Source organism: Paractinoplanes rishiriensis, assembly GCF_016862375.1.
In the GTDB taxonomy this organism is placed as follows: Bacteria; Actinomycetota; Actinomycetes; order Mycobacteriales; family Micromonosporaceae; genus Actinoplanes; species Actinoplanes rishiriensis.
The window spans coordinates 39,533-65,921 of sequence record NZ_BOMV01000091.1 but is presented as its reverse complement, the minus strand read 5'-3'; the positions used below and the strand labels follow the sequence as shown (position 1 = coordinate 65,921).

Below are 26,389 nucleotides of genomic sequence, written 5' to 3'. Positions count from 1 at the left end.
AAACCGGTGTTGGAGGATAAGTCCCGCGACCGTCACCCAGCGAGTCGCTCGCCTGCGCCCGCTCGCCGCGTTCGGCGCCGCCAACGCGCTGCCGACGAACCTGTCCGCCTGGGCAGCTGAGCTTCTCCCGCTTTGATGGAGCGGTGGTTACCTGCCTCCGGTCTCAGCGCCGCCCGCTCACTTTGAAGGTCCAGGCGTGGCTGCCAGCCTCGCGTGCAGCGGCGGGCACCTCGATGGTGATGCCGCCGGTGGGGTTTCTGGTCCAGTGCAGCGGGCCGCCCTGATATCCGAGCATGGTGATCTGGTCGCTGTCGCGGATCGGTACCGGCATGATGGTGCTGATGGTGCTGCTCGGGGGTGTCAGCGAGTGTAGGTAGAACGCCTCGTCGGGCCGGATGGTGAACCGTAGGTTGCCATCGGCGGCGCCGTTCGCCCAGTAGGTGGTGTCGTGGATCCCTTCGCCGTTGACCGTCAGCCAGGCGCCGATCTCGAGCAGCCGTTGCCGCATGATGTCCGGAATGGTGCCGTCGGCGCGGGGACCGATGTCCAGTAGCAGGTTGCCGTTCTTGCTGACGATGTCCACGAGGTGGGCGATCAGGTCGTCGGTGGTCGCGTAGGCGGAGTCGGGTGTGGCGGCGTTGTAGCCGAAGGAGAATGGGTCGATGCCCCGGTTGGCCTCAAAGATGCTGGTCTGCAACGAGAACGTCGACGCGTACTCCGGCGTGGTGAAGTCGTAGTCGGGCAGGCCCATCCGGTTGTTCACGGTGACCTGGTCACCGGTCGTTAGACCTTGGTTGAAGTAGAGCTGTAGCACCGACCGGTCGGTGGCCGGGTAGCCGATGTCGCCCCACAGCACCTCGGGCCGGTATTTCGTCACGATCTCCTCGAGCTGCGGCACCTGCAGGTCTCGCTGGTAGTCGGCTACCTCCCGGTAGCCGATGTAGGGCAGCGGCGCACCGGTGTAGGGATTCTGCGGTGCATGCCCCATCCAGGGCAGAGCCGGGTTGTACCACTCCGGCAGCGAGTAGTAGAGCCCGCGGTGCAGCTCGGGCGCGACCGAACGCGCCGCGTCGAACAGCTCGCGCACCAGGTCGCGGTGGGGGCCGAGCTTGACCGAGGTGCGGTCGGTGTAGGCGGAGTCGAACAGGCAGAACCCGTCGTGGTGTTTCGAGGTCAGCACGAAATACCGGGCGCCGGCCTGCTGGAACAGCCGGGCCCAGGCGACCGGGTCGAACTTCGCCGCAGTGAACTTCGGGATGAAGTCGTCATAGGCGAAGTCACGGCCGTAGGTCTGCTCGTGGTAGGCGTAGGTCGCACCGTTCGGGTCGTCCATGTGCTGCCAATACCACTCCGCGTACTCCTTGCCGACCGGCGCCCACGCGGGAACCGAGTAGACACCCCAGTGGATGAAGATGCCGAACTTCGCGCGGGTGAACCAGTCGGGTGCCTGGTGCCGGCCGAGCGAGGCGTCGGTCGCCACGAACGCCGGGATGCCGGCGGTCAACGAGAAGCCCATGGTGCTGCGGACGGCGCCGCCGGTGACCCGGACCTCGGCGTCGACGGCGGTACCGGCCGGCAGGCTCGGCGAGTCGATACCGACCTCGACCCGGGCCTGCCCACCGGGCGCCAAGACCCGAACGGTGGCCGGCACGATGGTGTTGACGCCCTCCGCGGACACGGTAACGGTCAGCGGGGACTGCTCGCTCACCCACTCAGTACCGACGTTGAGGACGGTCACGTCGACGACCTGCGCCCGGCGCCCGCCCCCTAACGGCATCTGCCGGGTCGTCCCGGCCGCCCGCAGCAGACGCACCGCGGCCCCAGCCACCGCCACCGCCGGCTGCAGCGAGAACGCGAAGACGTGCAGGCTCGACACACCCTCGGCGGGCGCCGCCGTGCTGGGCAGCGTGATGGACTGGGCGGTGCGTGCTGGATCCATCCAGACCTGCACGGCGTAAAGGGCAACCGCATGCTGGTCGGTGCCACCGGGGCCGTACCGGTACGGCGCGGTGACCGCGCCGGCATCGCCCGAAAACCAGTCCGGCGCGGAGACCTCCGCGCTGGACGTCGTGCCGTCGGCGTAGTGGACGGTCACGGTGCCGCCCGCCGAGCCGTATGCCGACGCAGCCAGCAGAAACCCGGCGACGTACTGCCCCGCCGGCACGGCGACCGATTGACCCAACGCCACCACGTTGTCGTTCTGACCCGCCGCAGAGGTGGCCGCAATCCGATAGGGCACGCCGTCCACGGTGACCGAACCGGTGGGCATGCCTGCCGCGGGGAAGCCGTGGCCCGACCCGTCCAGGTTCGCGTCGCCGGCGGCGACGCCGATCCCGTTGTTGTCGAACAGGTCATCGAGCGGGACGGGCACCGGATCGGTGAAGATCGCTGCGCGGGCCCCGCCGGGAACCCCGACGATCACCGCGCGCTCGCCGCGACCGTCGTAGCGAGCAACTGACGCCTGTTCATGCGCATACCGAGTCCTCTCATCCGACTCACCCCGCTGGGGAAAGCCACATCTATGGATTCGCCAATCGTGATTGGCAGTTCTTCTTTGTCAGCCCGCTGTGCTACACGGACCCGCCTCTATGCCGTCGTTCGGCCGGCGCGGGTCCGCCAGCCGACACACCTGATCAGCCGATAGCGCAGCCCGATCCGTGGAGACTCACCGTCTGGCTTGCCAGACCCGTACCCGCCCGGCCACCGCCAGCTTCGTGAGGCCCTCGCCGACCGGCGGGACTCACCACGGCACCGGGAAGCTGCCGCCGGTGCCGGGTGCAAGTGCACGACAACGATCGAACACGCCGGCATGGTCCGTCTTGTCCCGGTACCCGTCGATGCCGAGCCGATAGGGAACGCGATCTTCAGGTACGAGGAAACGGTCGGCGTGGCGATGACCGGGTCAAGCCGCCCGCACGGCACCGCCGGGATGCCACCGGAGAGGACTTCAACGGCCTGCCGTTCAGCCCGTCAGGAACGAGTGCGTCTATCCGCAGGTATCTGCGGGCCACCGAGCATCCGCCGTATCGGCAGATATGGATGGCTTGTGGTTAACATGCGCCGAGGATACGAACAACCAACCCTACTGTCGTGGTCTTAGCTCACCAGGTACTGGTATTTTTTCACCATCGACCGCGTGCTGATTCGACTCGACGAGCCGCCCCGGGTGGCCGGCCTGGGTGTCGCCGTGCACGGAATCACGAGCTTGCGCGACGTGTTCGAACTGCCCGACCTGTGGCAGCTGCACCTCTACGGCTACACCGCCGAGGTGACCGTCGGGGAGACCATTCACAGCATCCGGCCCGGCCGGGTCAGCCTTGTTCCACCGGGTACCCGCGTGGTCTACCGCTACCAAGGCCGTTCGGAGCACCTGTACGCACACTTCGCCGATCCCCCCACGGGCACCCAACGCAGCGTGCCGGTGATGCAGGACGCCGGTGCGGACACGCGGCTGCTGTCCACGCTGCTGCGTCGGGCGGTCGCGGCCGGCCCCGACGCACCCGCGCACAGCGCCGCCATGGTGTGGGGAGCGCTGTGGCAGGTGGCCCACCTGACACCGCCCGACCCCGGCCGACCCGGACACGCGGCGGTGTCCGCTGCCATAGGTCACATTGAATCGAACCTATCGGGCACACTCACTGTCCCGGACGTCGCCCGGGTCGCCGGCGTCTCGCACAACCATCTGACCCGGCTGTTCCACACCGAGACCGGCCACACCGTCATCGGATACATCCGCCGCCGCCGCCTGGAACGAGCCCGGCATCTTCTGCGCGAGTCGACGCTGTCGATTCCCGCGATCGCCGCGTCCGTCGGCATCCCCGACCTGCACGCGTTCAACAAGGCATGCCGGCACGAACTCGGCGGCTCGCCTCGCGCCGTCCGCGCCGAATCAGACACGAAAGGACCGATGCCAACAGACCGCCCTACGCCGTAGCCCCTGCAGCCATGGACGCCGGCGTTGCTGCACCTGTGTCAGGACATGGCGAATGCCGACTTGTCAGGGGTGACGAGTGCTGACCCGGCCAGCAGGTGCATCGGAGTAGCTGCGCATTCCACCCCGCGGGGCGTACCGCCAGTCTGGAGAAGGACGGCGTGCACGCCGTGACATCACGTCCCCACGCAGAAACCTGCGTCTGAGCTGAGGAGGCTTACCAAAGCGAGTAGCCATCCGCTCATAGCCGTACCCGCTGGCCGCCCCTGGGTTATCCGATCCGGCCGCCTGCTGGCGATCCTCCGCCGACAGGGGCGCCGTCCTCGGCTCACGCACCACCACGACCGGCGTGCGGCGCTTCGCCCCGGCATGACCAGAAAAATGAACGCACGGCCACCCCGGAACGGGACCCGTCCCGCCAGAACAGGCCCACGCCGACTCGCCACCTGAGCTTCGCATCGACACAGAGTTCGACCCGACACCTTCGACTACGTAGCGTCGTCGAACTGATCGCCGGCCTGCCCCGATCGCCGTCGCCTCGTCCCGCGTGATTGCTGTCGAATTCCCAGTGACGTGATCTCAGCAAGATTCGTTTAGGTAGCGGTATTCGAAGTGGGTGAGGTGTAGGGCTGCCGCGACGACGTCGCCGATTTTGCGGGGGCTGATCGTGCTGTGACGCAAGGATTTCCAGCGTCCGAGCAGGATGGCGAAGCCGCGTTCGCCTTGCAAGCGCAGGCCGCGGAGTAGCCGGTTGACGCTGCGGTTGGCGACGGCGAGGGGTTTGCCGTCGGCGGGTCGCTTGGTCGGGGTTTGATGCCGTGACCTGCGCCTTCGTATCCGGAATCGGCCCGGCAGGGCAGGTCGAGTTCAGCGCGTTCGGCATGCTCGGCATGGCGTCGCTGTTTCGGGGAACCTCAGGCTGACACCGGCCTCCATGGCACGGTGCCCTTTCTCCCGGGCCGCCATAGGGCAACAGCCGGTACGCGGAAGCATGTGTGCGCCAGTGCGGGGAACCCCGGTGCGGGATGCCTGCCAGGGGTGAGGAGATCCGATGACAGACAGTGAACGGCATCGCGAGGAGATCGTCGTCGGGCTGGTGGCGACCCCGCCGGACTATCCGGCGCGGGTGACGGCGCGGCTTACCGCCGAGTTGGCCGGCCAGCTCGGCGAGCGGGTCGACCCGGGCGTGCGGTGGATCGTACGGGAAGGGTGGGGCGAGGTGGCGCCGCGCCGTGACGGCGGCGTTGAGGCGCTGCTTGACGATCTTGCGAGTCGGCGCGCCGAGGACCGGTGGGATGTTGCGATCTGCCTGACCGATCTGCCGCTGCACACCGCGCGGGTGCCGCTGGTAGCGCATGCCTCCGCCAGGCGCCGAGCCGCGGTGGTGTCCCTGCCCGCGCTGGGACTGAGCCAGTTACGAGGGGCCCGCGCGATCGTTCCCGATCTGGTCGGCCGGCTGCTCACCGACGTTCGCGACGAGCGGGTTCCGGCGGCCGGATGGGCACCGGCCGAGCTGGCAAGGCGGGTTGCCGTCATCCGTCGGGTGGTCGGTGCGGGCAACGACGGGGAACAGGGTTATGTCGCCTCGCGGTTGATCGGCCGGGTGCGGCTGTTGATCGGGATGGTCCGGGCCAACCGTCCGGGGCGTGCCCTGCTGGGCTTGTCGAAGCTGCTGGTCGGCGCCTTCGGTACGGCCGCGTTCGCGCTTACCACGAGCACTATCTGGCAGCTGGGGGATGCGCTGGGCGGACTTCGCCTTACCGTGATCATGGTGCTCGGGCTGGCCGCGCTGGTGGCGTGGCTGATCGTTGCGCATGATCTGTGGGAGAAGCCGGACCGGCTGACACCGGCCGAGCTGGCCCGGATGTTCAACCTGGGTACGATTCTCACCCTCACGCTGGCCACGGCGGTGTCCTATGCAGCGTTGTTCGTCGGAACGGTGTTCGCCGCTGCCCTATTGATCGATACATCCGTGCTGGAACGGGCCCTGCAGAGACCGGCCGATGTCACCGACTACCTCACGCTCGCCTGGATCATCAGCTCGCTGGCCACGGTGGGCGGTGCCATCGGCTCCGGGCTGGAGAACGAGGAGACGGTGCGGGCCGCCGCTTACGGCTACCATCCCGAGCCCGCTGGCTGGCGGGACGAGACCGACGGGTAGTTCGCCCACGAGTGGTCCCCACCGCGCGAGTCTTCGCCTCGTCGTCTACCGGCCCGCCCCGGTGGCTCCGGTGACGGTCGCCGCTTCATTGCAGTGCTCGCCCGTCACTGCCAAGACCGCATCGCAGCGGGTCGGGCCGCATTCACTGCATGTGCAAAGTCCCTTACTGCTTCGAAGGCCGGCCTTGGGGATAGGCAGGGACTCCTGAATTGGCGGTGTGCGCCACGACGTGCACTCAGCGGCACGCCCGGAACGTGGCGCGATGCAGCGGCTTTTCGCGCCATCTGCCTGTTTGTGGGCCTCGGGTGCTTAAAGCTTCACAGCATGGAACCCCTGTTTACGCACGACGTGATGACGACGTGTAAACGCACCGTCACCAACCGATGGTGGCCTGAGCCAGAAACCTGCGGGCGAGAGCGGCCGGGCGGTACTTGGCAGAGGTTGAGCAAATCACCAATACAGGTCAGATCGGAACGGAGAAACTATGCGGGAGCTCATGACGAGCGCCATGGCCTTCGTGGCGGAGATCAACCGGATCACCGCTGGGTGTGGCTCCCCCGGAGAGCTGGCGAGCCTGTGGGATCCGTTACGCGAGATCGTGCCCTTCTCGGCGGCCTGGCTGGGTGTACTGGACGGCCGTGGCCACCGTTTCTTGACCGCTGCGGCGTTGGGCCATGACGCCGCGGCGCGGACGTACATCGAGTCGCGAGGGTATCACTCCAAGGTGGAGTCGTCGCGTGTGCTGGGAGACCGTCAGCCAATACGCCTGCGGGTCGGCGGGGGGCCGTCAGCTTTTCCTTCCCCGGAAGGGCTTTGTTCGCCGGCCGGGCAGCACGACGGCCTCGGGATGCCGCTGATCGCTACGGACGGACGACCGGTCGGCCTGCTCATTCTTCTCACCGAGGCCACCGGCCGTCTCAGTGACCCGGACTGCCAGGTGATCGGCGAGGTGGCGCCGATGATCACCGCGGCGATCGACCCGATGACGTCGATCCTCGGTTTGGCCGGTCTGGTCGTCGATGCCCACGCTTCGGCGGTGATCGGCCCGGGCGGTACGGCACAACCCTTGCCCGGGTCACCAGTGCATCCGCTGCTGGTCACCGGCTGCCAGGTGATCGCCATCGCCTCGGATCGCCTGCGGACCCACGGTAGCCCCACTTCCTTCCTGTACCCGTACCTGAGCGACGATACCGACGACTACCTGCGCATCACGGTGATCGCCTGTCCGCCGGTCCCATCGTCGCCGTTTGTCGAGCTCGTGATCGCGTCGCCGTCGGGCGATCTGCACGGTCTGACCCGGCGCGAGCTCGAAGTGCTGGGGTTGGTGATCAACGGATCGACCAATCGGCAAATCGCCTCGACGTTGTTCATCACCCAGCGCACCGTGGCGGCTCATTTGGAACACATCCGGTTCAAACTCGACGCGCCGACTCGCACCGCGGCCGCCGTCCGGTCGCTGGACCACGGCTTGTACCTCCCGCCTCACCTGGCCGGCTCGCGCGATTGACTCTCTCGCGGTGCCAGTTCTGCGGTGGGATGACGCCGATCCGCGAACGAAATCAGACGGCGGGGTCGAGTCGTCCCGCAAACCTGCCGGATCATTCCTGGTCGGCTTCGGGGCCGCTGGCAGCCGGCTGCGGGATATGCCTCCTCCTCGAGTCCTGGCGGCAGGTAGAAGGTCCGGTCGAAGATCTCGCGGCACAGCGTGCGGTGTCCAGCAGAGCGGCGGTGACTTACGCCAATACGGCGGCGAGCGTGACCTTCGCGGTGCGTATCTCGGGGAATGCGGCCCGACCGCGCAAGAACAGCCGTCCGAGGGTGGAGCAGGAAGGTGGCCAGCCGCATCGCTCGTCCTCGTCGGCTCTGGCGGCCGCGTCTGGTGGTGCGCGTTCAGGTGCTGTCGGTCGGCCACGGAGCAGGTGGCCGAAACTGACCGTAGTGACCGCTTGCCAGTTTCGGTGACATCGCGGTGGGTAGCCGGATGAAATCAGGCGCGCCCCGGGTCACACCGCATCGGGACGTGGGACAGGGGTGCCGATGGGATTACGGAGGCTGCCGTGACGCAACTGGCATCCCGGGAGCAAGTGCAAGCACGGCAGGACCAGGTGCAGCGGCGAGGCCGGGAACTCGGGTGGATGAGCCTCGGTTTGGGCGTGGCGCAGCTGGCGGCGCCCGATACGGTGCGCCGGATCCGCGGCGTGGAGGACTCCCGTACATCCCGGACTGTGGTGCCGCTGGTCGGAATCCGGGAACTGATCCACGTCGCCGGACTGCCGCCGTGCAAGCCATCAGCGTTCACCGGAGCAGCTCCGCCCGCAGAGGAGGATCCATGGATTTGACGGCTACGACAACCATCCGCAAACCCGCGTCGGAGGTGTACGCGTTCTGGCGCGATCTGGCGAACCTGCCGACCTTCATGGCGCATCTCGAACAGGTCCGCGCCACCGGTGACCGCACGAGCCACTGGGTGGCCGCCGCCCCGTTCGGCAAGGACGTCGAGTGGGACGCCGAGATCACCGACGAGGCGCCCGGCCAGAAGATCGCGTGGCGCTCGACCGGGAACGCCGAGGTGCCCAACGCCGGAACGATCCGGTTCGTGCCCGCCCCGGACGGGGTCAGCACCGAGGTGTATGTCGTGTTGGTGTACGACATTCCGGGCGGCGCGGTCGGTAAGGCGGTCGCGAAGTACTTCGGCGAGGAACCGCATCAGCAGCTCGACGATGACCTGCGCCGGCTCAAGCAGGTGCTGGAGACCGGCGAGGTGGTCCGGTCCGACGGCGCCCCGTGGGGTAAACGGGCCCGTAAGGAGTTCCCGCAGCGTCCCGCGCAGCCGCTGTCCGACGCCGAGCTCGAGAAAGGGGCGGACGCATGAGGGCGAACACCTGGGCCGGGCGTAACAAGGTCGAGGTCCGTGACGTGCCGGACCCGAGGATCCTCAACAGCCGCGATGCGATCGTGCGGATCACTTCGACCGCGATCTGCGGTTCGGACCTGCACCTGGTCGACGGGTACGTACCCACGATGCAGGACGGCGACGTCATGGGTCACGAGTTCATGGGTGAGGTGATCGAGGTCGGATCCGGGGTGCCGGCGGACAAGCTGCGGGTCGGTGACCGGGTGGTCGTACCGTTCCCGATCGCCTGCGGCGCGTGTGCCGCCTGCGCCGCCGAGCTGTATTCGTGTTGCGAGAACACCAACCCCAACGCGGGTATCGCGGAGAAGATGTTCGGTCACCCGCTCGCCGGGATCTTCGGCTATTCGCATCTGACCGGTGGTTTCGCCGGCGGTCAGGCGCAGTACGCGCGGGTGCCGTTCGCCGACGTCGGCCCGCTGAAGATCGAATCCGACCTGACCGACGAGCAGGTGCTGTTCCTGTCCGACATCCTGCCCACCGGCTACATGGGCGCCGAGATGTGCGACATCACGCCCAGCGACGTGGTAGCGGTGTGGGGCGCCGGCCCGGTCGGCCAGTTCGCCATGGACAGCGCCCGGGTACTCGGCGCCGCGAAAGTCATCGCCATCGACAAGGAACCGTACCGGCTGCAGATGGCCGAACGGGCCGGCCACATCCCGGTGAACTTCGACGACGTCGACGTGCGGTCGAAGCTGCTGGAACTGACCGGCGGACGCGGACCGGACAAATGCATCGACGCGGTCGGCATGGAAGCCACCCACGGCAGCGCGCACATCGCCGCCTACGACCGGATCAAGCAAGCCGTACGCTCCGAGACCGAACGCCCACACGCGCTGCGCCAGGCGATCATGTCCTGCCGTAGCGGCGGCGTGGTCTCGGTCATCGGCGTATACGGAGGATTCCTCGACAAATTCCCCGCCGGCGCCTGGATGAACCGGTCCCTGACCCTGCGCACCGGACAGTGCCACGTCCAGCGCTACATGAAGCCCCTGCTGCAGCGCATCGAACGCGCAGAGATCGATCCGACCCGGATCATCACCCACACCCTGCCACTGGACGAAGCAGAACGCGGCTTCGAAATCTTCAAGAACAAGCAGGACAATTGCGAAAAGGTCGTCCTCAAACCTTGACCGCCGCCGTACCCGGCCGCCGCAGCGGCCGGGTACGGGCGGACTTATGGATCACGTTTCATGCGTTGATCGAGATCAGGTTCTCCACCTCCGTGACACCGGGCGCCGACCATGCGACGCGCTCGGCTTCGCGGCGCTCGGCCCACGAACGTACGCTCCCGGTCAGGATCACCTTGCTGCCGTGGGTGGCGACGTCGATCCGTTTCGCGTCCGTTTCCGCCGTCCGCACCAGGGCGTCCTCGATCCTCTTCTTGAGATCATCGGGCGACGGGCCGGTACGGGGCCGCACGGTGATGAGGTTGCTGATCCCCTTGACGCCGCTGAGGTTCCGGACCACCCGTTCCGCCTCGCGCCGCTGGTAGTCCCAGTCCATCTCGCCGCGCAGGGTGACCCAGCCGCCGGACACCGAGGCCTTCACCATTTCATCGGGTACGAGTGAGTCCATCTCGAGCGCCCGCGCGACGGATTGGGCGAGGTCGACGTCGGTCTGCTCGTCGCTGGGCGCCAGGCGTACCTCGATGTTGTTGACGACGGCCTTGACCCCGCGAATACGAAGCGCCGCGCGTTCGGCGGCCCACTTCTTGCTGAACGTGTCCACCCGGCCGGTCAGCGTCGTCACCCCTCTCCGCACGGCTACGCCGATCTCGTTCGGCGCGACCTCGGCGTCCCATTGCAGCTCGCGAAGTACGGCACGCTGGATGTCCTCATCGGTCTGGGTAGTTGCTGTGCTGGCCACGCGGTCCTCCAGGACTTCTCGATCGTTAACTGTGCGGGCCTGCTCGTGCCGCGGTCAGGCGACGGCCCGTTTCGACCCTTGGCCCGGATCTGATGAATGCGGCTCACCCGCCGCAGGGGTAGAAGCGCGCCAGCTTGTCAGGAGAAGCCGGCGAGCGCGTCACGGACGCGGTCCGCCGTTTGTGCCAAGGCCCGCGGCTCGGCCCACGCCGGATCCCGGGGACCTGCCTCGGCGGCCGCCGCCTCGGCCGCGCGGACCGCCCGGCCCATCTCCCTGCGCTCGTGGAGCGGCACGGTTCTGCGAAGCTGCGGAAACTCGTCGTGTTCCTCACCGCGGGAGTGGGTGGTCACCATGTCGCGCAGCCCGCCGAGCGTGTCGTCGAGATGGCCGTGGGCGGCGGCGCGTACGGCGTCGGACAGTGCGTCGCTGATCCGGCTCTCCTCGTCGACGAGACGGTCGGCCAGGTGGTCGTCCGGGCGCAATCGCCGGATCAGCGGGTGGATTATCCGCTCCTCGGCGATCTCGTGCACTGCGATCAGCTGCGCCAACTCGCCGAACGCCATGCGCGCGTCGTCTCCGGTTGACCTGGCGGCACTGTCGAACATCCGGTTCGTCCGAGCGTGGTGCGCGGTTAGCAGCTCCAGCACGTCCTGCCCACGGTCCGGCCGCGTCCGTCCACGGGACCGGCGGGCAGAGCGGGCGCGTTCCTGCCGGTCCGGGTTGTGAATCCAGGCTGACGTCCGGTCGGTTCGCAGGGTCACCGGCTCGGGCAGGCCTTCGCCTATCACCTCGTGTGCGTCACGGGCGGAATAGCGCCGTAGCATGTTCGAAGCCGTCTGCAAATATGCCAGCTGCATGTGTAGATGGAGTTCCCACATCGGCCTGAACCGCCGGTCGTCCTCCTCGACCATGAACGCGTAGTAAAGGTAACAACCCGCCGACTCCTGGACGACCAGTGCTTCCCAGCCTCCCTGCCAGGGTCGAGGCCGATGCCTGGCTGCCCACCGGTTGGCCCCCTGCACCATCCAGTCGTGCAGCAGGGACAACGGTTGCGCCGCCGGCGCAGAGGGTGTCCGGCCGCGATCAGGCGTGGTGAGCTGCGGGGGCCACAGTCTGTCCACCTCGTCGGCGATTTGACTGGCCCACGGGAGACGTGCGCGGCCGCCGAACTCGGCGTAGCGGCGCAGGCGTTCCAGGTGCTGCCACGCCTGCTGCCGGTAGGCGGACGACCGGTCCGGCTCGGGCTCGTTGCGGGCCGCCCAGCCGGCCATCTCGAACGCCGCCTGTTCACGATCGATCGCGTCCTCCGCTGCGCTGTGCGTCGATGGCCGTACCCCGGCTATGTGCTGCCGCCGCTGGGCGGTCGCGGCGCCCAGACTGCCCAGCGACCGGCGTGCGTCGACGTCCTGGACGCGGTTGGCGAACTGCCGGTCGAAGTGCTCGGCATTCGCCTCGACGGCCGCCACCATGCTGATCCGGCGGAGAGTGGACGGGTCGGTCGCGCGGGTGTCGATCGGTTCGACGTCGAGCTCATGCCAGTGCCGGCCATGGTGGTCGACCGGGATCCCAGAGTGGTCCAGCGGATCGAACACTAGATCTCCTCCGCGTCGCGGGTGGGGCGGAACCGAGCCTCTTCGGACGGACCCGCAATCGACATCGTCGTCTCGGGGCGGGCGAGAACGGGTCACCTGAAATGGGCGGTTTCGCCGACGGGCGGCGCAGGTGCACGCGCCGACGCCCGCCGGCTCGCCCGACCTGCGCCCACGGCCTCCCGCGCGTGTCGAAGTCCGCCGCGATCTGCCCGCCCGATGGCGGGTCGTACTCAGGTCTCCTTGACCTCGATCTGCCGGGGCCGGCTCGCGGCGGCCTTGCCCAGCCGTACCGTCAGGACGCCGTCGTGCAGGGACGCCTCGACCTTGTCCGGGTCGATGTCTCCGGGCAGTGTCGCCGTGAATTCGAACTGCCCGATCCGCCGTGTCTGACGGCGCAGCACTCCCGTGCGGTCCTTCTCCTTGAGCTCGCCGGTGATCCGCAACTCGTTGTCACGCAGCTCGATGTTGACGTCGTCGCGGTTGACTCCGGGGAGGTCAAGCTCGAGCACATACGAGTCATCGGTCTCTTCGATGTCCGCCGGTGGAATCCACACCGGCGGATGCTGAGAGCCGAGAACGCCTACCGGGTCGCGGAAGAAGCTGCTGATGATCTGACCCATCTGGTCCTGAAGCTGTTCGATCTCGGCTACCGGGTCCTCGCGGCGGGCGGGCGTGGAGAACTGCCGATATCGGCGTGGATGCGTGATGGTCACGGTCGGTCCCTTCTATCCGAGCGCGCCCTTCCGAGTGGTAAGGCCGCACTGATTACCGGATCTCCACCATCATCGGCACGGCCGGGGTGAGCCCGCCTCACCAGACGAAGGGGATCTGCAGTTCCTCGCGGAGCGGCTTCAACCTGGCAGTTCTGCCAATCGACGCCGGGTGGGGATGCTGCTGCGATAGAGGGTGAGACGAGGAGAGCAGATGTCACGACGAGTACGGCTCCGGCACCTCCCGGGGCGCTTTGCCACCGGGGTGTTCATAGTCAACTCGGGCCTGTCCAAGCGCCAGGCGGACGACGAGACCGCGGCAGCTTTGCACGGCATGGCGGCCACGGCCTATCCGATCCTTCATTCAATACCGCCGCAACGATTCGTCCGCCTGGTCTGCGCCGGAGAACTGGCGCTGGGGACCGCGCTGCTTCTTCCCGTCGTACCTGCCGTAGTGGCCGGCGCCGCGCTGACGGCCTTCTCGGCTGGTCTGCTCGGCCTGTACCTCCGCGTCCCCGAAATGCGGGAGGCCGGCAGCCTGCGCCCAACCCAGCAGGGCATGAGCATCGCCAAGGACGTCTGGATGCTCGCTATCGGTCTCACCCTGCTCATCGATGGGGTCGAGGACGACGAGTGGTGACCGCGGCGCACCGGTTGCGGGTGGCGTCGATTGGCAATGATGCCAATCGACGCCGTCAGCTGGACACGGTATTGCTGAACTAACGGATGCGCGGGTCCCAGGCGATCTCAGGCCCTGAGGGACCGCGTGGCGCGTCGTCCGACGAACATTTCGCAGCCGACAGGAGGTCCGTGGTGGTCGAGGTCGTACGTGACCGGGAGGGCGTACCGCGGCGGACACGCCGGATGTGGCTGCGTATCTTCCTCGTTGGACTCGCGCTCTGGGTGGCCACGGTGGTGGTCGTCTTTCTGACCGGCAATCCCAACCTGATCCCGACCCTGGTCCTGCTCGGCAGTTTCCTCGTGCCGGTGACGTTCGTCGCGTGGGCGTTCGAGCGCCGGGGGACCGGCGAGCTGACCGCGGGTCTGGTGTTCTCGACGTTCCTGACCGGCGGCGTCCTGGGTGTGCTCGGCGCATCGGTGCTCGAGGCGTACCTGCTGCACCCGTCACCGTGGTTGTTCTTCGGCGTCGGGCTGATCGAGGAAGCGGTGAAACTCGTCGCACTGATGGTCCTGACCCGTCACCTGCAGACCCGGTCGCTGCGTGACGGAATGATTCTCGGCGCGGCCGTCGGTTTCGGCTTCGCCGCCTTCGAATCCGCCGGGTACGCCTTCACCGCCCTCTTCACCGTCGACGGCCTGTCGATCATCCAGCTCGTACAGACTGAGCTGATCCGGGGCCTGCTGGCGCCGGTGGGACACGGCCTCTGGACCGCCATCTTGGGCGGGATACTGTTCGCCACTTCGCGGCACGGCCGTTTCGCCCTTACCGGCAAGCTGATCCTGGCGTATCTCGGTGTGTCCATCCTGCATGGTCTGTGGAATTCGATGCACGGCATCGCGTTGTACCTGACCTTGCTGCTGACCGAGGGCGAGCAGCTGCGCCCGTCGCCGCAAGGCTGGCTGGTCGAGCCCAGCGCGGAGCAGGTCAATGTGTTCTCTCTCCTGGAATGGGTCGGCTTGGCGATCATTTCGATCATCGGGATCGCCTGGCTGGTCATCCTGTGGCGCCGGTCGGCCCGGCTGGACCGGGTCGGCACCGGAATTTGAGAAGGGACAACTCGCATGCCCGTCTTCGGAGTCGCCCGGTTCGAACGGTTCTTCCGGCTCGCCGGCGAACTGGACGTCGACAAGGACGACCTCAAACGTTTCTCCGATTTCGTGGAGAACAAGGTCTACGACCTGCTGCTGATGGGACAGGCCACGGCGTCGGCCAACCGCCGGGATCTGATCGAGCCGCACGACCTGCCCATCACCAAAGGGTTCCAGGAAAACATCCACCAGTTCCGAAAGATGGACGACGCCGTCGAGCTGAAGCCGATTTTGGACCGGCTGGCGACGTATCCGCCGCTGGATCGCCAGCCCAGCGGCGAAACCGAAACGTGGTTGCCCGAGATCGTCGGGGGACTGGGCCTGGCGCTGGCCAAGATCATGAAGGTTATCGACCCCGAGGTGAAGAACCCACAGACCCAGCACTGGCAGAACGCCATGCGGATCTTCGACGAGCTGATGTGAGGACACGATGAGGAGCGCAGCGGAATGACGGATGTGGCGGCGATCTTGAACGCCCATCACCGCCCGATGCCCGGCATCGACGAGGACGCGTTGGTGATCGCCGTACAGGAGTGCCTCAACTGTGCGCAGAGCTGCACGTCCTGTGCGGACGCGTGCATCGTGGACCCGTCCGCGGCGCACTTGAGCAGGTCCATCGGCGCGGCCCTCAACTGTGCCGATGTCGCCACGGCGGTGGTGCGGGTGCTGTCCCGGCCCAGCGCCTACGACCGTGCGGTGAGCGAGGCGGCGCTGCGGTCGCTCATCGAGGCCTGCCGCGTGGGTTACGAGGAAGTCCGGAAGCATGCTGCCGAGAACGAAGCCTGCGCAATTTGCGCCGACGCCTGCCGCAAGTGCGGTCAGGCCGGCCGGCACCTGCTGAGCTCGCTCAGATGAACCGGCGGTCCGCGAAGGATCACGATCAGGGCGGCGGCTGAGGGCCGGTACCGCAGCAGAGAAATCGACAAGAGCCCGGAGGCGGATCATGACCGATACGTTGAACCCCACACCTCACCAGCCGACCACTGACGACCGGTTCAGCACCATCGGCACGGATGTACCCGCGGCTGACAGCCGGCCGGTTGGCGCGGATGATCGCGCGGTGATCGGCGTCTTCGCGGACCTCGACTCGGCGCAGGCGGCCGTGGAGCGGCTCGCCGCAGCCGGCTTCCCGATCGACCGCATCTCGGTGCTCGGCAAGGATCTGCAGAGCGAAACCCGGTTCAACGGGTACGTGACCACCGGGGACATCGCCGGACCGAGTGCCGCGACCGGCGCCTGGGTGGGTGGACTCTTCGGCCTGCTGGTGGGCAGCGCGCTGCTGTTCGTTCCGGGCGCGGGCCCGCTCATCGTGCTCGGTCCCCTGGCGGCCGCCGCGAGCGGCGCAGTCCAAGGGGCGCTGGTCGCCGGGGGCGTCGGCGCGATCATCGGCCACTTCGTCGCGAAGCAGCACATTCCCAAATACGAGCAACTCGTCAAGGCCGGAAGCTACCTGGTGGTCGTGCACGGCGCCGAGCAGGACGTGGCACGGGCCGAGCAGGTTCTCGCCGACGGCAGCGGCAGCGACGTCCAGCGCCACGACAGTTACCGCGGCAGCGTGATCGAGCCCATCTCCCAGGTTGTGGAGGGGATGCGGGTTTTCGACGCGGCCGGCAAGGAGGTCGGCAAGGTCGAGTTCGTCAAGCTAGGCGATCCGGAGGCGATCACCACGCTGGGCGAGGAGACGGACAGCGGTGAACCCCGGGTAGCGGGCGAACTGCGGGAGCGGCTTCTGCGTCTCGGCTTCATCAAGGTCGACCGCAAGGGTTTCCTCAAATCCGACGCGTACGTCGCCGCAGACGAGATCGACCGTGTCCGTGTGCAGGACGGTGCCGTCCACCTGACGGTCACCGACAAGGAAATGCTGAAGGCAGACGGCTGAGCCATGACCGTCGTCTCCGACCCGCACGTCGTCATGATCCGGCCGGTCGTTCCGCAGAGCCCGGACGGCTGCGCCGAATGCCTGCGTCTGGGCAGTCCGTGGGTGCACCTGCGGCTGTGCCTGACATGCGGGCATGTCGGCTGCTGCGACTCGTCACCGATGCGGCACGCGCGGGCGCACGCGCATACCGTGGGTCATCCCATCGTCCAGTCGTTCGAGCCCGGGGAAAACTGGCGCTGGTGCTACATCGACGAGACGTTGGTCTGACGCGAACGGCACATACGGCCGGCGCGGGCCGCGGCTGAGATCACCAGACCGGCGGCGGCTCCGCGCCGGCCGGCAACGGGTCCAGGAAGCTGCTCCGGGCCAGGTCCGGGATGTCGGTCCGGCCGGTGCGGAAATAGTCCTGGTGGTGCGGGTCGATCACCGACGGGTTCCAGGGCGGGTCGCCGGAGTACATCAGGTCGTTGTGGTTGTTGCCGACGTGCCCGGCGTGGGTGTGATGGGGTGCTCCCGGCGGGACGAAGCCCATGGTGTGCAGGATCTCGTGAAGCATCTTGAGCTCGTTGATCTCCGGTGTCACTCCGTCCGGGCTGAACCGGTCCTCCGCGCACACCACCTCGTCGTACGCGCCCTGCAGGTACAGTGCCGCCACCCGGCCGCGAAGTTCCGGTGGCCAGGCGCCGCCGCCGCACGAAATGGTGCTGCTGCCGTCGTACCAGACCGCGTACAGCGTGCGCGGCTCGTGAAAGCCCTGCCGCCGCAACAGGCGCTCGATCCGGTCCCGGACGTACGAACCGCGGTCGGCGATCCGGGCGGCGGTCTCGGGCAGCCGGACCGTGCGCACCGGTTCGTCGGCGAAGCGCAACCGGGCACCGGTCTGCGCGGCGAACCACACCTGCATCGCCGACAGCGAGCGGCTGATCACGCCGTCCTCGCCGAGGCGGCGGTCGGTGCCGTCGCGGGGCAGCGCGTAGACGCACCGGATGACAAACGGTCCCACCGAGTCCAGGTCGTCGCCCGGCGGTAGGGGGAGGCCGTCGGTGCAGTGGTCGAGCGGTCGCCGGTTCATTGCTTCACCATTCCCGACGGCACGCTCGCGAATTCACCTGCCGGAGGGTGAGTTGTGCTCACCCCGGTGCTGATGACGATGACGATGACGGCAGCGCAACACCGCGCTTCGTCCGGTACGGACCCGATCCGTAGCCGTCGCCGCCCCGGAAAGGACCTGGTTAGCGTGACCATCATTGTCCCCGGCCGTTACCGCCGCTCATCCACCGTGCCTGCCCGCCACGGAGACCCGCTCGCCGAGTTCGAGCAGCTCCAAGAGCAGATGGGCCAGATCATCAGCAGCTTCTTCCAAGGAGAGCAGAACCTCGGTGGCGCCCCCCAAGCACCGTTCTGGGTGCCCGCGGCCGACCTCGAGGAAACGGACGACGCCTACGTCCTGGAGCTCGAACTGCCGGGAGTCCGCAAAGACGACGTCAACATCGAGGTGCGGGACAACGAGCTCCGCGTCACCGGTGATATCAAGCAAAAGGAGCGCACGGGGATACTGCGCCGTCAGATGCGGCGGGTCGGGCAGTTCCAGTACGTGGTGGCCCTTCCCGGGGACATCGACCCGGAGCAGGTGGAAGCGTCGCTGCACGACGGCGTACTGACCGTGCGCCTGGGCAAGGCAGCCACCAGCCAACCACGACAGATCGAGGTCCGGGAGAGCTGACAGACATCATCCCACCGCACGGCCACGCCCTCGAGACCGCTGACCAACGAAGAAGGAGGCAGGATGTACGGACCCGTGATCCGTCGCATCGCCCTGCCGGCCGGGGAGAAGATCCCCGTGCTGGGGCAGGGCACCTGGCACATGGCGGAGGTTGGTGAGCACCGGAAAGCCGAGATCGGCGCGCTCCGGCTGGGTCTCGAGCTCGGCATGACTCTGATCGACACCGCCGAGATGTACGCCGAGGGCGAGGCCGAGCGGCTTGTCGGTGAGGCGATCGGCGGACGCCGTGACGAGGTGTTCCTGATCAGCAAGGTACTGCCGTCGCATGCGACTCGCCGGGGCACCCTCGATGCCTGCGCGGCGAGCCTGCGCCGGCTCAAAACCGATCGTCTCGACATGTACCTGCTGCATTGGCGGGGTTCCGTGCCGCTCTGGCAGACGATCGAGGCCTTCGTGGAGCTGAAGGAGCGTGGCTGGATCCGTCATTGGGGGGTCAGCAATTTCGACGTGATGGATCTGATCGACCTGTGGCAGATCCCGAGCGGGACCGAGGTGCAAACGGACCAGGTGCTCTACAACCTCGCGCGCCGCAGCCCCGAGTACAACCTCCTGCCGTGGTGTCGTGAGCAGGATCTACCGGTGATGTCGTACTCACCGTTCGAGCAGGGTGATCTGCTGTCGCATCCGGCGGTGCGCGGTGTGGCGGAGCGCAACGACATCACCCCGGCCCAGGTCGCGCTGGCCTGGGTGCTCCGGCAGCCGCTGGTCTGCGCGATCCCCAAGTCGGGATCGGTCGCCCGGGTACAGCAGAACGCCGCCGCCGCCGCGATCAGGCTCAGTCCCCAGGACCTGACCGAACTGGACCTGGCATTCCCGCCGCCGATCAAGGCCCGCCCCCTCGAAACTCTCTGAGGACCGCCAGGAACCATCGGACCTTCACCCGCCGGTGAGGTGCGCTACCTCACCGCCCGCCTTCCGGTGCGGTGAGGTAGCGCTCGGTGGAGCCGTGGCCTGGGTCTCGTGGCCGTCGAGGTATGGAGCGAGGCCGTAGTGGCCGCGGCTCAGGTGCGCATGAGGTGTTCTATCGAAGGTGGCCTGCGGCGGCGCCACGGCCCGGGGCGGTGGGGGCGTCGAGCAGTTGGATGGCCTGCGGCGCGACCTCAGCGTCGACGAGGACGTCATAGCTCTCGGCGCGCATGCCGGCAACGGAGCTGAAGTCACGCCGGCCGCCGGTGAGGGCGTGGCCGAACAGGCCGAGCAGGCCGCCTGTGACGGCGCCGAAGATAGCCCCGTACAGGGCGAGCAGCAGGCCGGAGATGAGCGGGTTGACCCAATCGAACAGGCCGAACAACCAGCCGAACAGCGCGCCCAGGACGGCGCCGTAGACGGCCGACTGAGCGGCGGCGCCCCACATCGTCAGCCGGCCGGTGACCCGCTCGAAGCTGGACAGTCCGCGGCCGACGATGGCGGTGTGCTGCACGGGAAACCGCTGGTCGGACAGGTAGTCCACGGCCCGTTCCGCCTCGGCATAGGTGGGGTAGGAGGCGACCACGACCTGCCCGTCTGCCGGGCCCGCCGGCGTCGGTGAGGAGGCGTCGGATCGTTTGTCGTACTGCGGTTGCATCATGATCACTCCTTGGTGTCGTTGTCCGGTGACAGTCGTGGACCGGCCAGAACCGACCCCTCGCGCCGGCGGCCTCGGCTGCCTCGGCGGCCGGTTCCGCGTATGGGTGAACGTTGATCAGCGGGAAGTGACGGTAGGAGAACCGCACATCTTGACCATCGGGCTCGCCAGGGTGAAAGCAGGTCACCCGCCCGGGGTGGCTTCTGCCTTCTCCCGGCCGCCGGATCGGCAGATGTGCCAATCGACACCCCCGGGCGGATGCTGATGCGCTGGGGCGGAGGGACAGGTGATCGAGTGCCCGAACGGACGGAGGGCGGAACAGTGACTGTCACCATCGGTCTGGTCGGGGCCGGGCGGCGGGCGGCGCAGGTGCACGCGCCGACGCTGGCCGGCTCGCCCGACCTGCGCTTCACCGGCGTCTGGGCGCCGACGCCCGGGCCCGTACACGAACTCGCCGGCCGGCACCACGTCCAGCCGTTCGATCGCTTCGCAGACCTTCTCGACCAGTGCGACGCGGTGGCTTTCGCCGTTCCGCCACCGGTCCAGGCCGAGCTGGCCACCACCGCCGCGCAGCGCGGCAAGTCCGTGTTCCTGGAACGACCGATGGCCGGCGATATCGCCGGTGCCGAGGACCTGGCCGAGGCGGTGCAGCGCAGCAACGTGGTCTCGCAGATGGGACTGGCCTGGCGATACGCCACGGAGGTACGCCGCTTCCTCAGCACCGAGGTTGGGCGGATCAAGCCGGACGGCGGCGCGGGCCGACTTGTCTCCGGCAGCCATCGCCCCGGCGGATCCGTCAACGCGTGGCGCATCGAGCGCGGCGTTCTCCGCGATCAGGGCGTCGACCTGCTCGACCTGCTCGAGGCCGTACTGGGCCCGATCGTGGGGGTGCAGGCGCACGGCGACCGCCGGGGATGGGTGGGGCTCATGCTCGACCACCAGGTGGGCCGGTTCAGCGAGGCGTCGATGTCGGCGACGGCGGCGCCCGAGATCTTCCGCGCGGACATCGAGATCTTCGGTCCCGGCGGAGAGGCCGCCCTGGATTGCACACGGGCGTCGGGGCCGCACGCGTACCGGACGATGTACCGGGAGTTCGCCGACGCCGTCCGAAGTGGCGGCGCGCCGGCGCTCGGTGCCCGGCACGGCCTGCATCTGCAGCGCGTGCTCGAATCGGCCGACACGGATGTCCTCCTCGGGACGTGACCGACATCGGGCGCGACCGCCTCACAGCAGTCGCAGCTCCCGCGCCAGCCGGACCGCTTCCTTGCGCCGGCCAGCTCCGAGCTTGCGGTAGATGTTCTTCACGTGGGTCTTAACCGTGTTGACCGAAATGCACAGCACCGCCGCGATCTCGACATGCGACAGCGTGCCCTGCAGATACCGCAACATGGTCCGTTCCCGGCTGGTCAACGGTTCCACCAGTGTGCCGGAAACGGCGAACCCGGCGCCCTGGTACGAAGGCAGGTGCGGTCCGGACGCCTCCGCGATCAGCGGGTCGATCGTAGCCGTGAGCGCGGCGACCACCGGCGGGTACGCGGACATAGCAGGCGCCACCGACTCGATCAGGGCCCGTACCGCGTGCCCGCCGGCGGTGAAGCAGCGCCGGTGGCCTTCCTCGTCGGCCACCTTCAATGCGACCCCGAGACCGTGCATGACCTGATCCCGGTGTCCGGTTGCCTTCCCGGCCAGCGCGGCGACCAAACCGGCGAAGGCCCGGCACGTCAGTGACGTTCCGGGATCGGCGCGGGTCAGGTACGGCGCGACGACGGTACTCGCCGCGGCCGGCCGTCCCTCGGCGAGCAGGACGGATCCCTCGACGACCGCGGCCTGGGCCGGTAAGGGCTCCGCGTCCGGCCAGGACGACAGGCGCTCGAGGGCGGCAGCGGGGTCGCCGCACGCGAGTCGAAGTTCGGCCTCCGCCAGGGCAAGGGCGCGCCGGGCGGGCGCCGGTAGGTCCGCAGTGCCGGATTCGTGGTAAACGGCCCGCAGCGCTTCGTGCGCCTCGGTCAGCCGACCGGTGGCCACCCGGATACGGGTCTGCAGGATCGTCCCGCTGAGCTGGATCAACCGGTCGCCGCAGGAGTTGTCCAGGGCTGCGTCGGTGCAGCACCAGGCGTCGTCGAGCCGGTCCCATTGGAAGTACGCCTCGGCCAGCGCCAACCTGCTCCAGCTGAGGTCGGTCAGCTGCCCGAGGCCCAGCCGGGAGGCCAGCTCGAGCGCCTCGCGGGCGGTGCGGACCGCGTCGTGTAGATGACCGAGTGCGGCGTACGAGGCCGCGAGATGACTGGTGGCAATGATCTCGACGTGATCGAGGTCGCGCCGCCGGGCAAGGTTCTGCGCCTCACCGAGATACTGGCCGGCCTCGGTCGTTTGTCCGAGGTGCAGCTTCGCCGCACCCAGGGACAACAGGGCGAGCGGCCGTAGCTTGCCCGCAGCGGAATTTTCCGGAGCCGGTTCGGCCAGGATTTCGGCGGCCGCACAGCACACGCGGTGCAGTTGACCGTCGAGTCTCGCGGTGGCCAGTCGGACGGCCGCCATGATGGACGCCGCGGGTTCGCCCGCGTCCGGGTCGGCCTCGGCCAGGTGCAGCAGATGCCGGGCGGAGGCGGTGTCGCAGGCGTCGAGCCGTTCCGCCGCCATCGCCAGGACCACGTGTGGCGGCGCGTCAGGCCCGGGCAGGGAGGTGACGATGGGCCCCACGTCGAGCCGACGGCTGCCGATCGTGATGTCCGGCCAGTGGCGATGCAGCACGTCGGCCGCCCGCTCCCATTCGCGGGCCGCGAGTAGGTGCCGCAGCGCCTCGACCGGTGGTCCTTGAATGAGGTGCCAGTCGCCCGCCCGCCCATGGGCGCGGCCGACCCGGTCGCGGTCGTGCCGGGAGAGTTCCCGGTACAACACCCGGCTGAGCATCGGATGCAGCCGGTACCAGTCGCCGGGGGCGGGGCACCGGCGGATGAAGGCGCCCTGCCGCTGCAGGTCGGCCAGGACGGCGGCGCCGTCGACACGGTCGGCCAGGGTGTTGAGCAGACCGGCGGTCAGGCGCTCGGCGACCGAGGCCTCCACCAGGATGCGGTGCACCTGGGGATCGAGCCGGGCCAGCACCTCGGCGCCGAGATAGTCGGCGATGAGGTCGATAGCCTCGGCGTCCAGCGGCGCCTGGGCCGGCTCGGCACGGTGCGCCAGGGCGGTGGCGGCGAGCTGGAGACCGGTGGCCCAGCCCTCCATCTGGGCGCGCAGATCCGCGACGGCCAGACGGGGCAGCGTCACCTCCTGGCCCGCGAACAGGCCGGCTGCTTCGTCGACGGAGAAGGCGAGTTCGTCCTCGCCGAGGGTGACGAGCTGCCGGTCCATCCGCCACCGGTGCAGGGGGAGCGCCGGAGTCCCGCGGCAGGCCAGCACCAGCCGCACCGGTGCGCTGCTGGTCCGCACCACTTGCGCCAGATCTGCCAGCGCGTCCGGGCTGGCGACGTCGTTGCAGTCGTCGAGCACGATCGCTAGGGGCGACGACGTGTCCTGGAGCATTCCGGCGAGTTGGGCCGGTCCGTCCGCCGGATCGGCGGTGGCGGCCGCCCCGGACACGATCGGCGTACCGGTGGCGACCGCGGTCGTCAGCCGGTACCAAAATCCGGCTCTGCTGCCGCTGTCCACCCAGACGGCACGGCCCCGCTGGCGGTGTGTCCACGACGCCAGCAGGGTCGTCTTTCCCCAGCCGGCCGGCGCGGATACGACGGTGAGGCGGGTGTGCCGGGCGTCGAGACGGGCCAGCAGGTGCGGCCGCGCGACATGGAACAGCTGGCGGCCGAGTGCGGGCACGCCGGCCGGGCTCGGGTCGGCCGCCGGCGAATTCGGCAGCGGGCCTGAGCGCCACTCGGCGGTCGGTGCTTCGTCGATGGTCGTCATCCGAGCGGCCCTCACCCACGTCGCGGGGTACGTCCTGTCTCGATCCCATCAACGCGGCCGGGGATTGTCGATTGGCAGGACTACCGATCCGTGGTGCGTGGACTGCGCGCGGCGCAGCGGCGCGCCGGTCTCGTTGATGTTGGCAGGTTTGCGGTTCTCGACCTCGGTCACGCCTGGGGCCAACCAGGCCGACGGGATGCCCTGAGGTTCGCCCTCGGACGGATGAGCCGGGCTCACCCCGTCGGGTTGGTCGGCGGCTCTGGGCGGTGGGATTGGCAGATCTGCCAATCGACACCCGCGGCGGCTGCTGGTGCGCTGGAGCTGGCAGAACGGAGCCCCGTGATCCCGCGTGTATCCCGGGCGGCGCAACCCGCGGATATCTCAACCCCGCCCGCAATGTTGGAGGAAAACGTCATGCCTAAGGCAGTCGGCATCGATCTCGGCACCACGAACTCGGTGATCGCGACCGTGGAAGGCGGGCAGCCGACGGTCATCCCCAATGCGGAGGGTTCCAGGACTACCCCGTCGGTGGTGGCCTTCACCGAGCAGAGCGAGCGATTGGTCGGTCAGCTGGCCCGCCGTCAGGCGATTCTCAACCCCAAGGGCACCATCTATTCGGCGAAGCGTTTCATCGGGCGCCGCTTCGACGAGGTGTCCAGCGAGCTCAACACCGTGACCTTCGACGTGGTTTCCGGCCCCGACGGTGCGGTGCGGTTCAAGGTCCGCGACAAGCTGTACGCGCCCGAGGAAATCTCCGCTCTGGTGCTACGCAAGCTGGTCGAGGACGCGTCGAAGTTCCTGGGTGAGCGTGTCACCGAGGCCGTCATTACGGTGCCGGCCTACTTCAATGACGCGCAACGCCAGGCAACGAAGGACGCCGGCCGTATCGCCGGGATCGAGGTGTTGCGGATCATCAACGAGCCGACGGCGGCGGCGCTGGCGTACGGCCTGGACAAGAAGGAACACGAGACCGTCCTGGTCTTCGACCTCGGCGGCGGCACCTTCGACGTCAGCATTTTGGACGTCGGTGATGGCGTGGTGGAGGTCCGCTCCACCGCCGGCGACACCCACCTGGGCGGCGACGACTTCGACCGCCGGCTCGTCGACCACCTGGGCGACGAGTTCCAGAAGAGCGACGGCATCGATCTGCGTCGCGACCCGCAAGCCCTGCAGCGGCTCTTCGAGGCGGCCGAGCACGCCAAGGTCGAGCTGTCGTCGGTCACCCAGACGACGGTCAACCTGCCGTTCATCACGGCCGACGCCAACGGCCCCAAGCACCTCAACATGACCATTACGCGTGCGAAGTTCGAGGATCTCACCAGCGATCTCGTCGAGCGGTGCCTGGGTCCGGTAGAGCGCGCCATGTCGGATGCGAAGGTGACCGCGAACGACATCGACGAGATCATCCTGGTCGGCGGGTCGACCCGGATCCCGACCGTGCAGAAGCTGGTCCGCCGGCTCACCGGCGGCAAGGACCCGAACATGACGGTCAACCCTGACGAGGTCGTAGCGCTCGGCGCCGCGTTGCAGGCCGCGATCATCAAGGGTGAGGTCAAGGACGTCCTGCTGCTTGACGTCACCCCGCTGTCACTGGGCATCGAGACCCAGGGCGGGGTGATGACGAAGGTGATCGACCGCAACACCACCATTCCGGCCCGGCGTACCGAAACCTTCAGCACCGCAGCCGACAACCAGCCCGCCGTGGACGTCGTGGTATTGCAGGGCGAGCGGGAGAAGGCGGACGACAACCGGGTGCTCGGCCGGTTCCGGCTGGAGAACATCCGGCCGGCGCCACGCGGCGAGCCGCAGATCGAGGTCACCTACGACATCGACGCCAACGGCATCCTCAACGTGTCGGCCCGGGACAAGGACACCGGCGCCGAGCAGCGCATCACCATCAGCGAGAGCTCCAACCTGGACAAGGGGGAGATCGACCGGATGGTCCAGGACGCCGAACGCCATCGTGGTGAGGACGCCCGGCTGCGCGAGATGATCGACGCCCGAAACGAGCTCGACTCGGCGGCGTACCAGGTGGAACGTCGGCTGAACGAACTCGGCGAGGCGGTCCCCGTACACGAGAAGGGCCGCGCCGAGATGCTCGTCACCGACGCGCGCCAAGCGATCAAGGACGACGCGCCGCTCGACCGGCTCCGCTCACTCACCTCGGAACTGCAGCAGGTCTATCAGAGCCTCGGCGCTGGTGCGGGCGGCGGCTCGGCGGCCGGTGGCGCGAACGACGGCTCATCCGCGCGGGGCGACTCGTCGGGCAGCCAGGATGACGACGACGTGATCGACGCCGAATTCACGACCGGATAACCG

At 68.2% G+C, this 26,389-nt stretch carries 23 protein-coding genes and 1 pseudogene; 15 read left to right on the top strand and 9 right to left on the bottom strand.

Features of this window, described 5'->3' with window-relative positions:
• Nucleotides 1-163: 163 nt before the first annotated feature.
• Complete coding sequence (locus tag Ari01nite_RS41460; RefSeq protein WP_203789070.1) at nt 164-2,422, bottom strand: alpha-L-fucosidase; 2,259 nt, start codon at nt 2,420-2,422, stop codon at nt 164-166.
• A gap of 714 nt (nt 2,423-3,136) precedes the next feature.
• Between Ari01nite_RS41460 and Ari01nite_RS41455 the strand changes: the two genes are divergently transcribed.
• From Ari01nite_RS41455 to Ari01nite_RS41435, 5 genes are all read left to right on the top strand, one after another.
• Nucleotides 3,137-3,934 carry an AraC family transcriptional regulator gene (locus Ari01nite_RS41455; protein ID WP_239163462.1) on the top strand — a complete coding sequence of 266 codons (798 nt, stop codon included), beginning with the start codon at nt 3,137-3,139 and terminating at the stop codon, nt 3,932-3,934.
• Between the two features lie 1,048 nt (nt 3,935-4,982).
• A complete protein-coding gene (locus tag Ari01nite_RS41450; RefSeq protein ID WP_203789068.1) occupies nt 4,983-6,092 on the top strand; it encodes a hypothetical protein in 1,110 nt (369 codons plus the stop codon).
• 484 nt (nt 6,093-6,576) lie between these two features.
• The gene (locus Ari01nite_RS41445; protein WP_203789066.1) at nt 6,577-7,599 is read left to right on the top strand and encodes a LuxR C-terminal-related transcriptional regulator; all 1,023 of its coding nucleotides are present in this window, start codon (nt 6,577-6,579) and stop codon (nt 7,597-7,599) included.
• Nucleotides 7,600-8,421: 822 nt separating this feature from the next.
• Nucleotides 8,422-8,964, top strand: a complete 543-nt coding sequence (locus Ari01nite_RS41440) for an SRPBCC family protein (protein ID WP_203789064.1) — start codon at nt 8,422-8,424, stop codon at nt 8,962-8,964.
• Nucleotides 8,961-10,136 carry a zinc-dependent alcohol dehydrogenase gene (locus tag Ari01nite_RS41435; RefSeq protein ID WP_203789062.1) on the top strand — a complete coding sequence of 392 codons (1,176 nt, stop codon included), beginning with the start codon at nt 8,961-8,963 and terminating at the stop codon, nt 10,134-10,136. Before Ari01nite_RS41440 ends, Ari01nite_RS41435 begins: the two co-directional genes overlap by 4 nt.
• 58 nt (nt 10,137-10,194) lie before the next feature.
• Here the strand turns inward: Ari01nite_RS41435 and Ari01nite_RS41430 are convergent, their stop codons facing one another.
• From Ari01nite_RS41430 to Ari01nite_RS41420, 3 genes are all read right to left on the bottom strand, one after another.
• Nucleotides 10,195-10,872, bottom strand: coding sequence for a BON domain-containing protein (locus Ari01nite_RS41430; protein WP_203789060.1), 678 nt, complete (start codon nt 10,870-10,872; stop codon nt 10,195-10,197).
• A gap of 137 nt (nt 10,873-11,009) precedes the next feature.
• Nucleotides 11,010-12,464 carry a hemerythrin domain-containing protein gene (locus Ari01nite_RS41425; protein WP_203789058.1) on the bottom strand — a complete coding sequence of 485 codons (1,455 nt, stop codon included), beginning with the start codon at nt 12,462-12,464 and terminating at the stop codon, nt 11,010-11,012.
• Nucleotides 12,465-12,694: 230 nt separating this feature from the next.
• Complete coding sequence (locus Ari01nite_RS41420; protein WP_203789056.1) at nt 12,695-13,177, bottom strand: Hsp20/alpha crystallin family protein; 483 nt, start codon at nt 13,175-13,177, stop codon at nt 12,695-12,697.
• 211 nt (nt 13,178-13,388) lie between these two features.
• On the opposite strand from Ari01nite_RS41420, the gene Ari01nite_RS41415 reads away from it, so the two are divergent.
• The 6 genes from Ari01nite_RS41415 to Ari01nite_RS41390 all read left to right on the top strand — a co-directional run bounded on the left by Ari01nite_RS41415 (nt 13,389) and on the right by Ari01nite_RS41390 (nt 17,090).
• Nucleotides 13,389-13,814: a DoxX family membrane protein gene (locus Ari01nite_RS41415; protein ID WP_203789053.1), complete on the top strand. Its 426-nt coding sequence runs from the start codon at nt 13,389-13,391 to the stop codon at nt 13,812-13,814.
• A gap of 173 nt (nt 13,815-13,987) precedes the next feature.
• Nucleotides 13,988-14,902: a PrsW family intramembrane metalloprotease gene (locus tag Ari01nite_RS41410; protein ID WP_239163461.1), complete on the top strand. Its 915-nt coding sequence runs from the start codon at nt 13,988-13,990 to the stop codon at nt 14,900-14,902.
• A 15-nt stretch (nt 14,903-14,917) separates the two neighbouring features.
• Nucleotides 14,918-15,367, top strand: a complete 450-nt coding sequence (locus Ari01nite_RS41405) for a DUF1931 family protein (protein ID WP_203789049.1) — start codon at nt 14,918-14,920, stop codon at nt 15,365-15,367.
• A 24-nt stretch (nt 15,368-15,391) separates the two neighbouring features.
• Nucleotides 15,392-15,799 (top strand): four-helix bundle copper-binding protein, encoded by a 408-nt coding sequence (locus Ari01nite_RS41400; protein WP_203789047.1) that lies wholly within the window; start codon nt 15,392-15,394, stop codon nt 15,797-15,799.
• An 88-nt stretch (nt 15,800-15,887) separates the two neighbouring features.
• Nucleotides 15,888-16,823 (top strand): YflT domain-containing protein, encoded by a 936-nt coding sequence (locus Ari01nite_RS41395; RefSeq protein ID WP_307837819.1) that lies wholly within the window; start codon nt 15,888-15,890, stop codon nt 16,821-16,823.
• Nucleotides 16,824-16,826: 3 nt separating this feature from the next.
• Nucleotides 16,827-17,090, top strand: a complete 264-nt coding sequence (locus Ari01nite_RS41390; RefSeq protein ID WP_239163460.1) for a UBP-type zinc finger domain-containing protein — start codon at nt 16,827-16,829, stop codon at nt 17,088-17,090.
• A 40-nt stretch (nt 17,091-17,130) separates the two neighbouring features.
• Here Ari01nite_RS41390 and Ari01nite_RS41385 read toward each other — a convergent pair whose 3' ends face one another.
• Nucleotides 17,131-17,895 carry a hypothetical protein gene (locus Ari01nite_RS41385; protein ID WP_203789043.1) on the bottom strand — a complete coding sequence of 255 codons (765 nt, stop codon included), beginning with the start codon at nt 17,893-17,895 and terminating at the stop codon, nt 17,131-17,133.
• 54 nt (nt 17,896-17,949) lie between these two features.
• On the opposite strand from Ari01nite_RS41385, the gene Ari01nite_RS41380 reads away from it, so the two are divergent.
• Both Ari01nite_RS41380 and Ari01nite_RS41375 read left to right on the top strand, forming a co-directional pair.
• Nucleotides 17,950-18,546, top strand: a complete 597-nt coding sequence (locus Ari01nite_RS41380) for an Hsp20/alpha crystallin family protein (protein ID WP_203789041.1) — start codon at nt 17,950-17,952, stop codon at nt 18,544-18,546.
• Between the two features lie 63 nt (nt 18,547-18,609).
• Complete coding sequence (locus Ari01nite_RS41375) at nt 18,610-19,458, top strand: aldo/keto reductase (protein WP_203789039.1); 849 nt, start codon at nt 18,610-18,612, stop codon at nt 19,456-19,458.
• A gap of 169 nt (nt 19,459-19,627) precedes the next feature.
• Here Ari01nite_RS41375 and Ari01nite_RS41370 read toward each other — a convergent pair whose 3' ends face one another.
• Nucleotides 19,628-20,173, bottom strand: a complete 546-nt coding sequence (locus Ari01nite_RS41370) for a YflT domain-containing protein (protein ID WP_203789037.1) — start codon at nt 20,171-20,173, stop codon at nt 19,628-19,630.
• Nucleotides 20,174-20,204: 31 nt separating this feature from the next.
• Nucleotides 20,205-20,318 (bottom strand): annotated as a pseudogene (locus tag Ari01nite_RS41365) (disulfide bond formation protein DsbA); the annotation flags it as partial.
• A gap of 173 nt (nt 20,319-20,491) precedes the next feature.
• Between Ari01nite_RS41365 and Ari01nite_RS41360 the strand changes: the two are divergent.
• Complete coding sequence (locus Ari01nite_RS41360; RefSeq protein WP_203789035.1) at nt 20,492-21,373, top strand: Gfo/Idh/MocA family protein; 882 nt, start codon at nt 20,492-20,494, stop codon at nt 21,371-21,373.
• Between the two features lie 21 nt (nt 21,374-21,394).
• Here Ari01nite_RS41360 and Ari01nite_RS41355 read toward each other — a convergent pair whose 3' ends face one another.
• Both Ari01nite_RS41355 and Ari01nite_RS51130 read right to left on the bottom strand, forming a co-directional pair.
• Nucleotides 21,395-24,070 (bottom strand): winged helix-turn-helix domain-containing protein, encoded by a 2,676-nt coding sequence (locus tag Ari01nite_RS41355; RefSeq protein ID WP_203789033.1) that lies wholly within the window; start codon nt 24,068-24,070, stop codon nt 21,395-21,397.
• A gap of 48 nt (nt 24,071-24,118) precedes the next feature.
• Nucleotides 24,119-24,241: a hypothetical protein gene (locus Ari01nite_RS51130; protein WP_275410926.1), complete on the bottom strand. Its 123-nt coding sequence runs from the start codon at nt 24,239-24,241 to the stop codon at nt 24,119-24,121.
• A 243-nt stretch (nt 24,242-24,484) separates the two neighbouring features.
• Between Ari01nite_RS51130 and dnaK the strand changes: the two genes are divergently transcribed.
• A complete protein-coding gene (gene dnaK / locus Ari01nite_RS41350; RefSeq protein WP_203789031.1) occupies nt 24,485-26,386 on the top strand; it encodes a molecular chaperone DnaK in 1,902 nt (633 codons plus the stop codon).
• Nucleotides 26,387-26,389 lie beyond the last annotated feature (3 nt).

Coding starts and splice junctions, on each gene's coding strand:
- Ari01nite_RS41440 (WP_203789064.1), top strand. CDS start 8,422: ATGGATTTGACGGCTACGACAACCATCCGCAAACCCGCGTCGGAGGTG.
- Ari01nite_RS41395 (WP_307837819.1), top strand. CDS start 15,888: ATGACCGATACGTTGAACCCCACACCTCACCAGCCGACCACTGACGAC.
- Ari01nite_RS41355 (WP_203789033.1), bottom strand. CDS start 24,070: ATGACGACCATCGACGAAGCACCGACCGCCGAGTGGCGCTCAGGCCCG.
- Ari01nite_RS41450 (WP_203789068.1), top strand. CDS start 4,983: ATGACAGACAGTGAACGGCATCGCGAGGAGATCGTCGTCGGGCTGGTG.
- Ari01nite_RS41405 (WP_203789049.1), top strand. CDS start 14,918: ATGCCCGTCTTCGGAGTCGCCCGGTTCGAACGGTTCTTCCGGCTCGCC.
- Ari01nite_RS41400 (WP_203789047.1), top strand. CDS start 15,392: ATGACGGATGTGGCGGCGATCTTGAACGCCCATCACCGCCCGATGCCC.
- dnaK (WP_203789031.1), top strand. CDS start 24,485: ATGCCTAAGGCAGTCGGCATCGATCTCGGCACCACGAACTCGGTGATC.
- Ari01nite_RS41435 (WP_203789062.1), top strand. CDS start 8,961: ATGAGGGCGAACACCTGGGCCGGGCGTAACAAGGTCGAGGTCCGTGAC.
- Ari01nite_RS41415 (WP_203789053.1), top strand. CDS start 13,389: ATGTCACGACGAGTACGGCTCCGGCACCTCCCGGGGCGCTTTGCCACC.
- Ari01nite_RS41385 (WP_203789043.1), bottom strand. CDS start 17,895: ATGAACCGGCGACCGCTCGACCACTGCACCGACGGCCTCCCCCTACCG.
- Ari01nite_RS41370 (WP_203789037.1), bottom strand. CDS start 20,173: ATGATGCAACCGCAGTACGACAAACGATCCGACGCCTCCTCACCGACG.
- Ari01nite_RS41375 (WP_203789039.1), top strand. CDS start 18,610: ATGTACGGACCCGTGATCCGTCGCATCGCCCTGCCGGCCGGGGAGAAG.
- Ari01nite_RS41445 (WP_203789066.1), top strand. CDS start 6,577: ATGCGGGAGCTCATGACGAGCGCCATGGCCTTCGTGGCGGAGATCAAC.
- Ari01nite_RS41390 (WP_239163460.1), top strand. CDS start 16,827: ATGACCGTCGTCTCCGACCCGCACGTCGTCATGATCCGGCCGGTCGTT.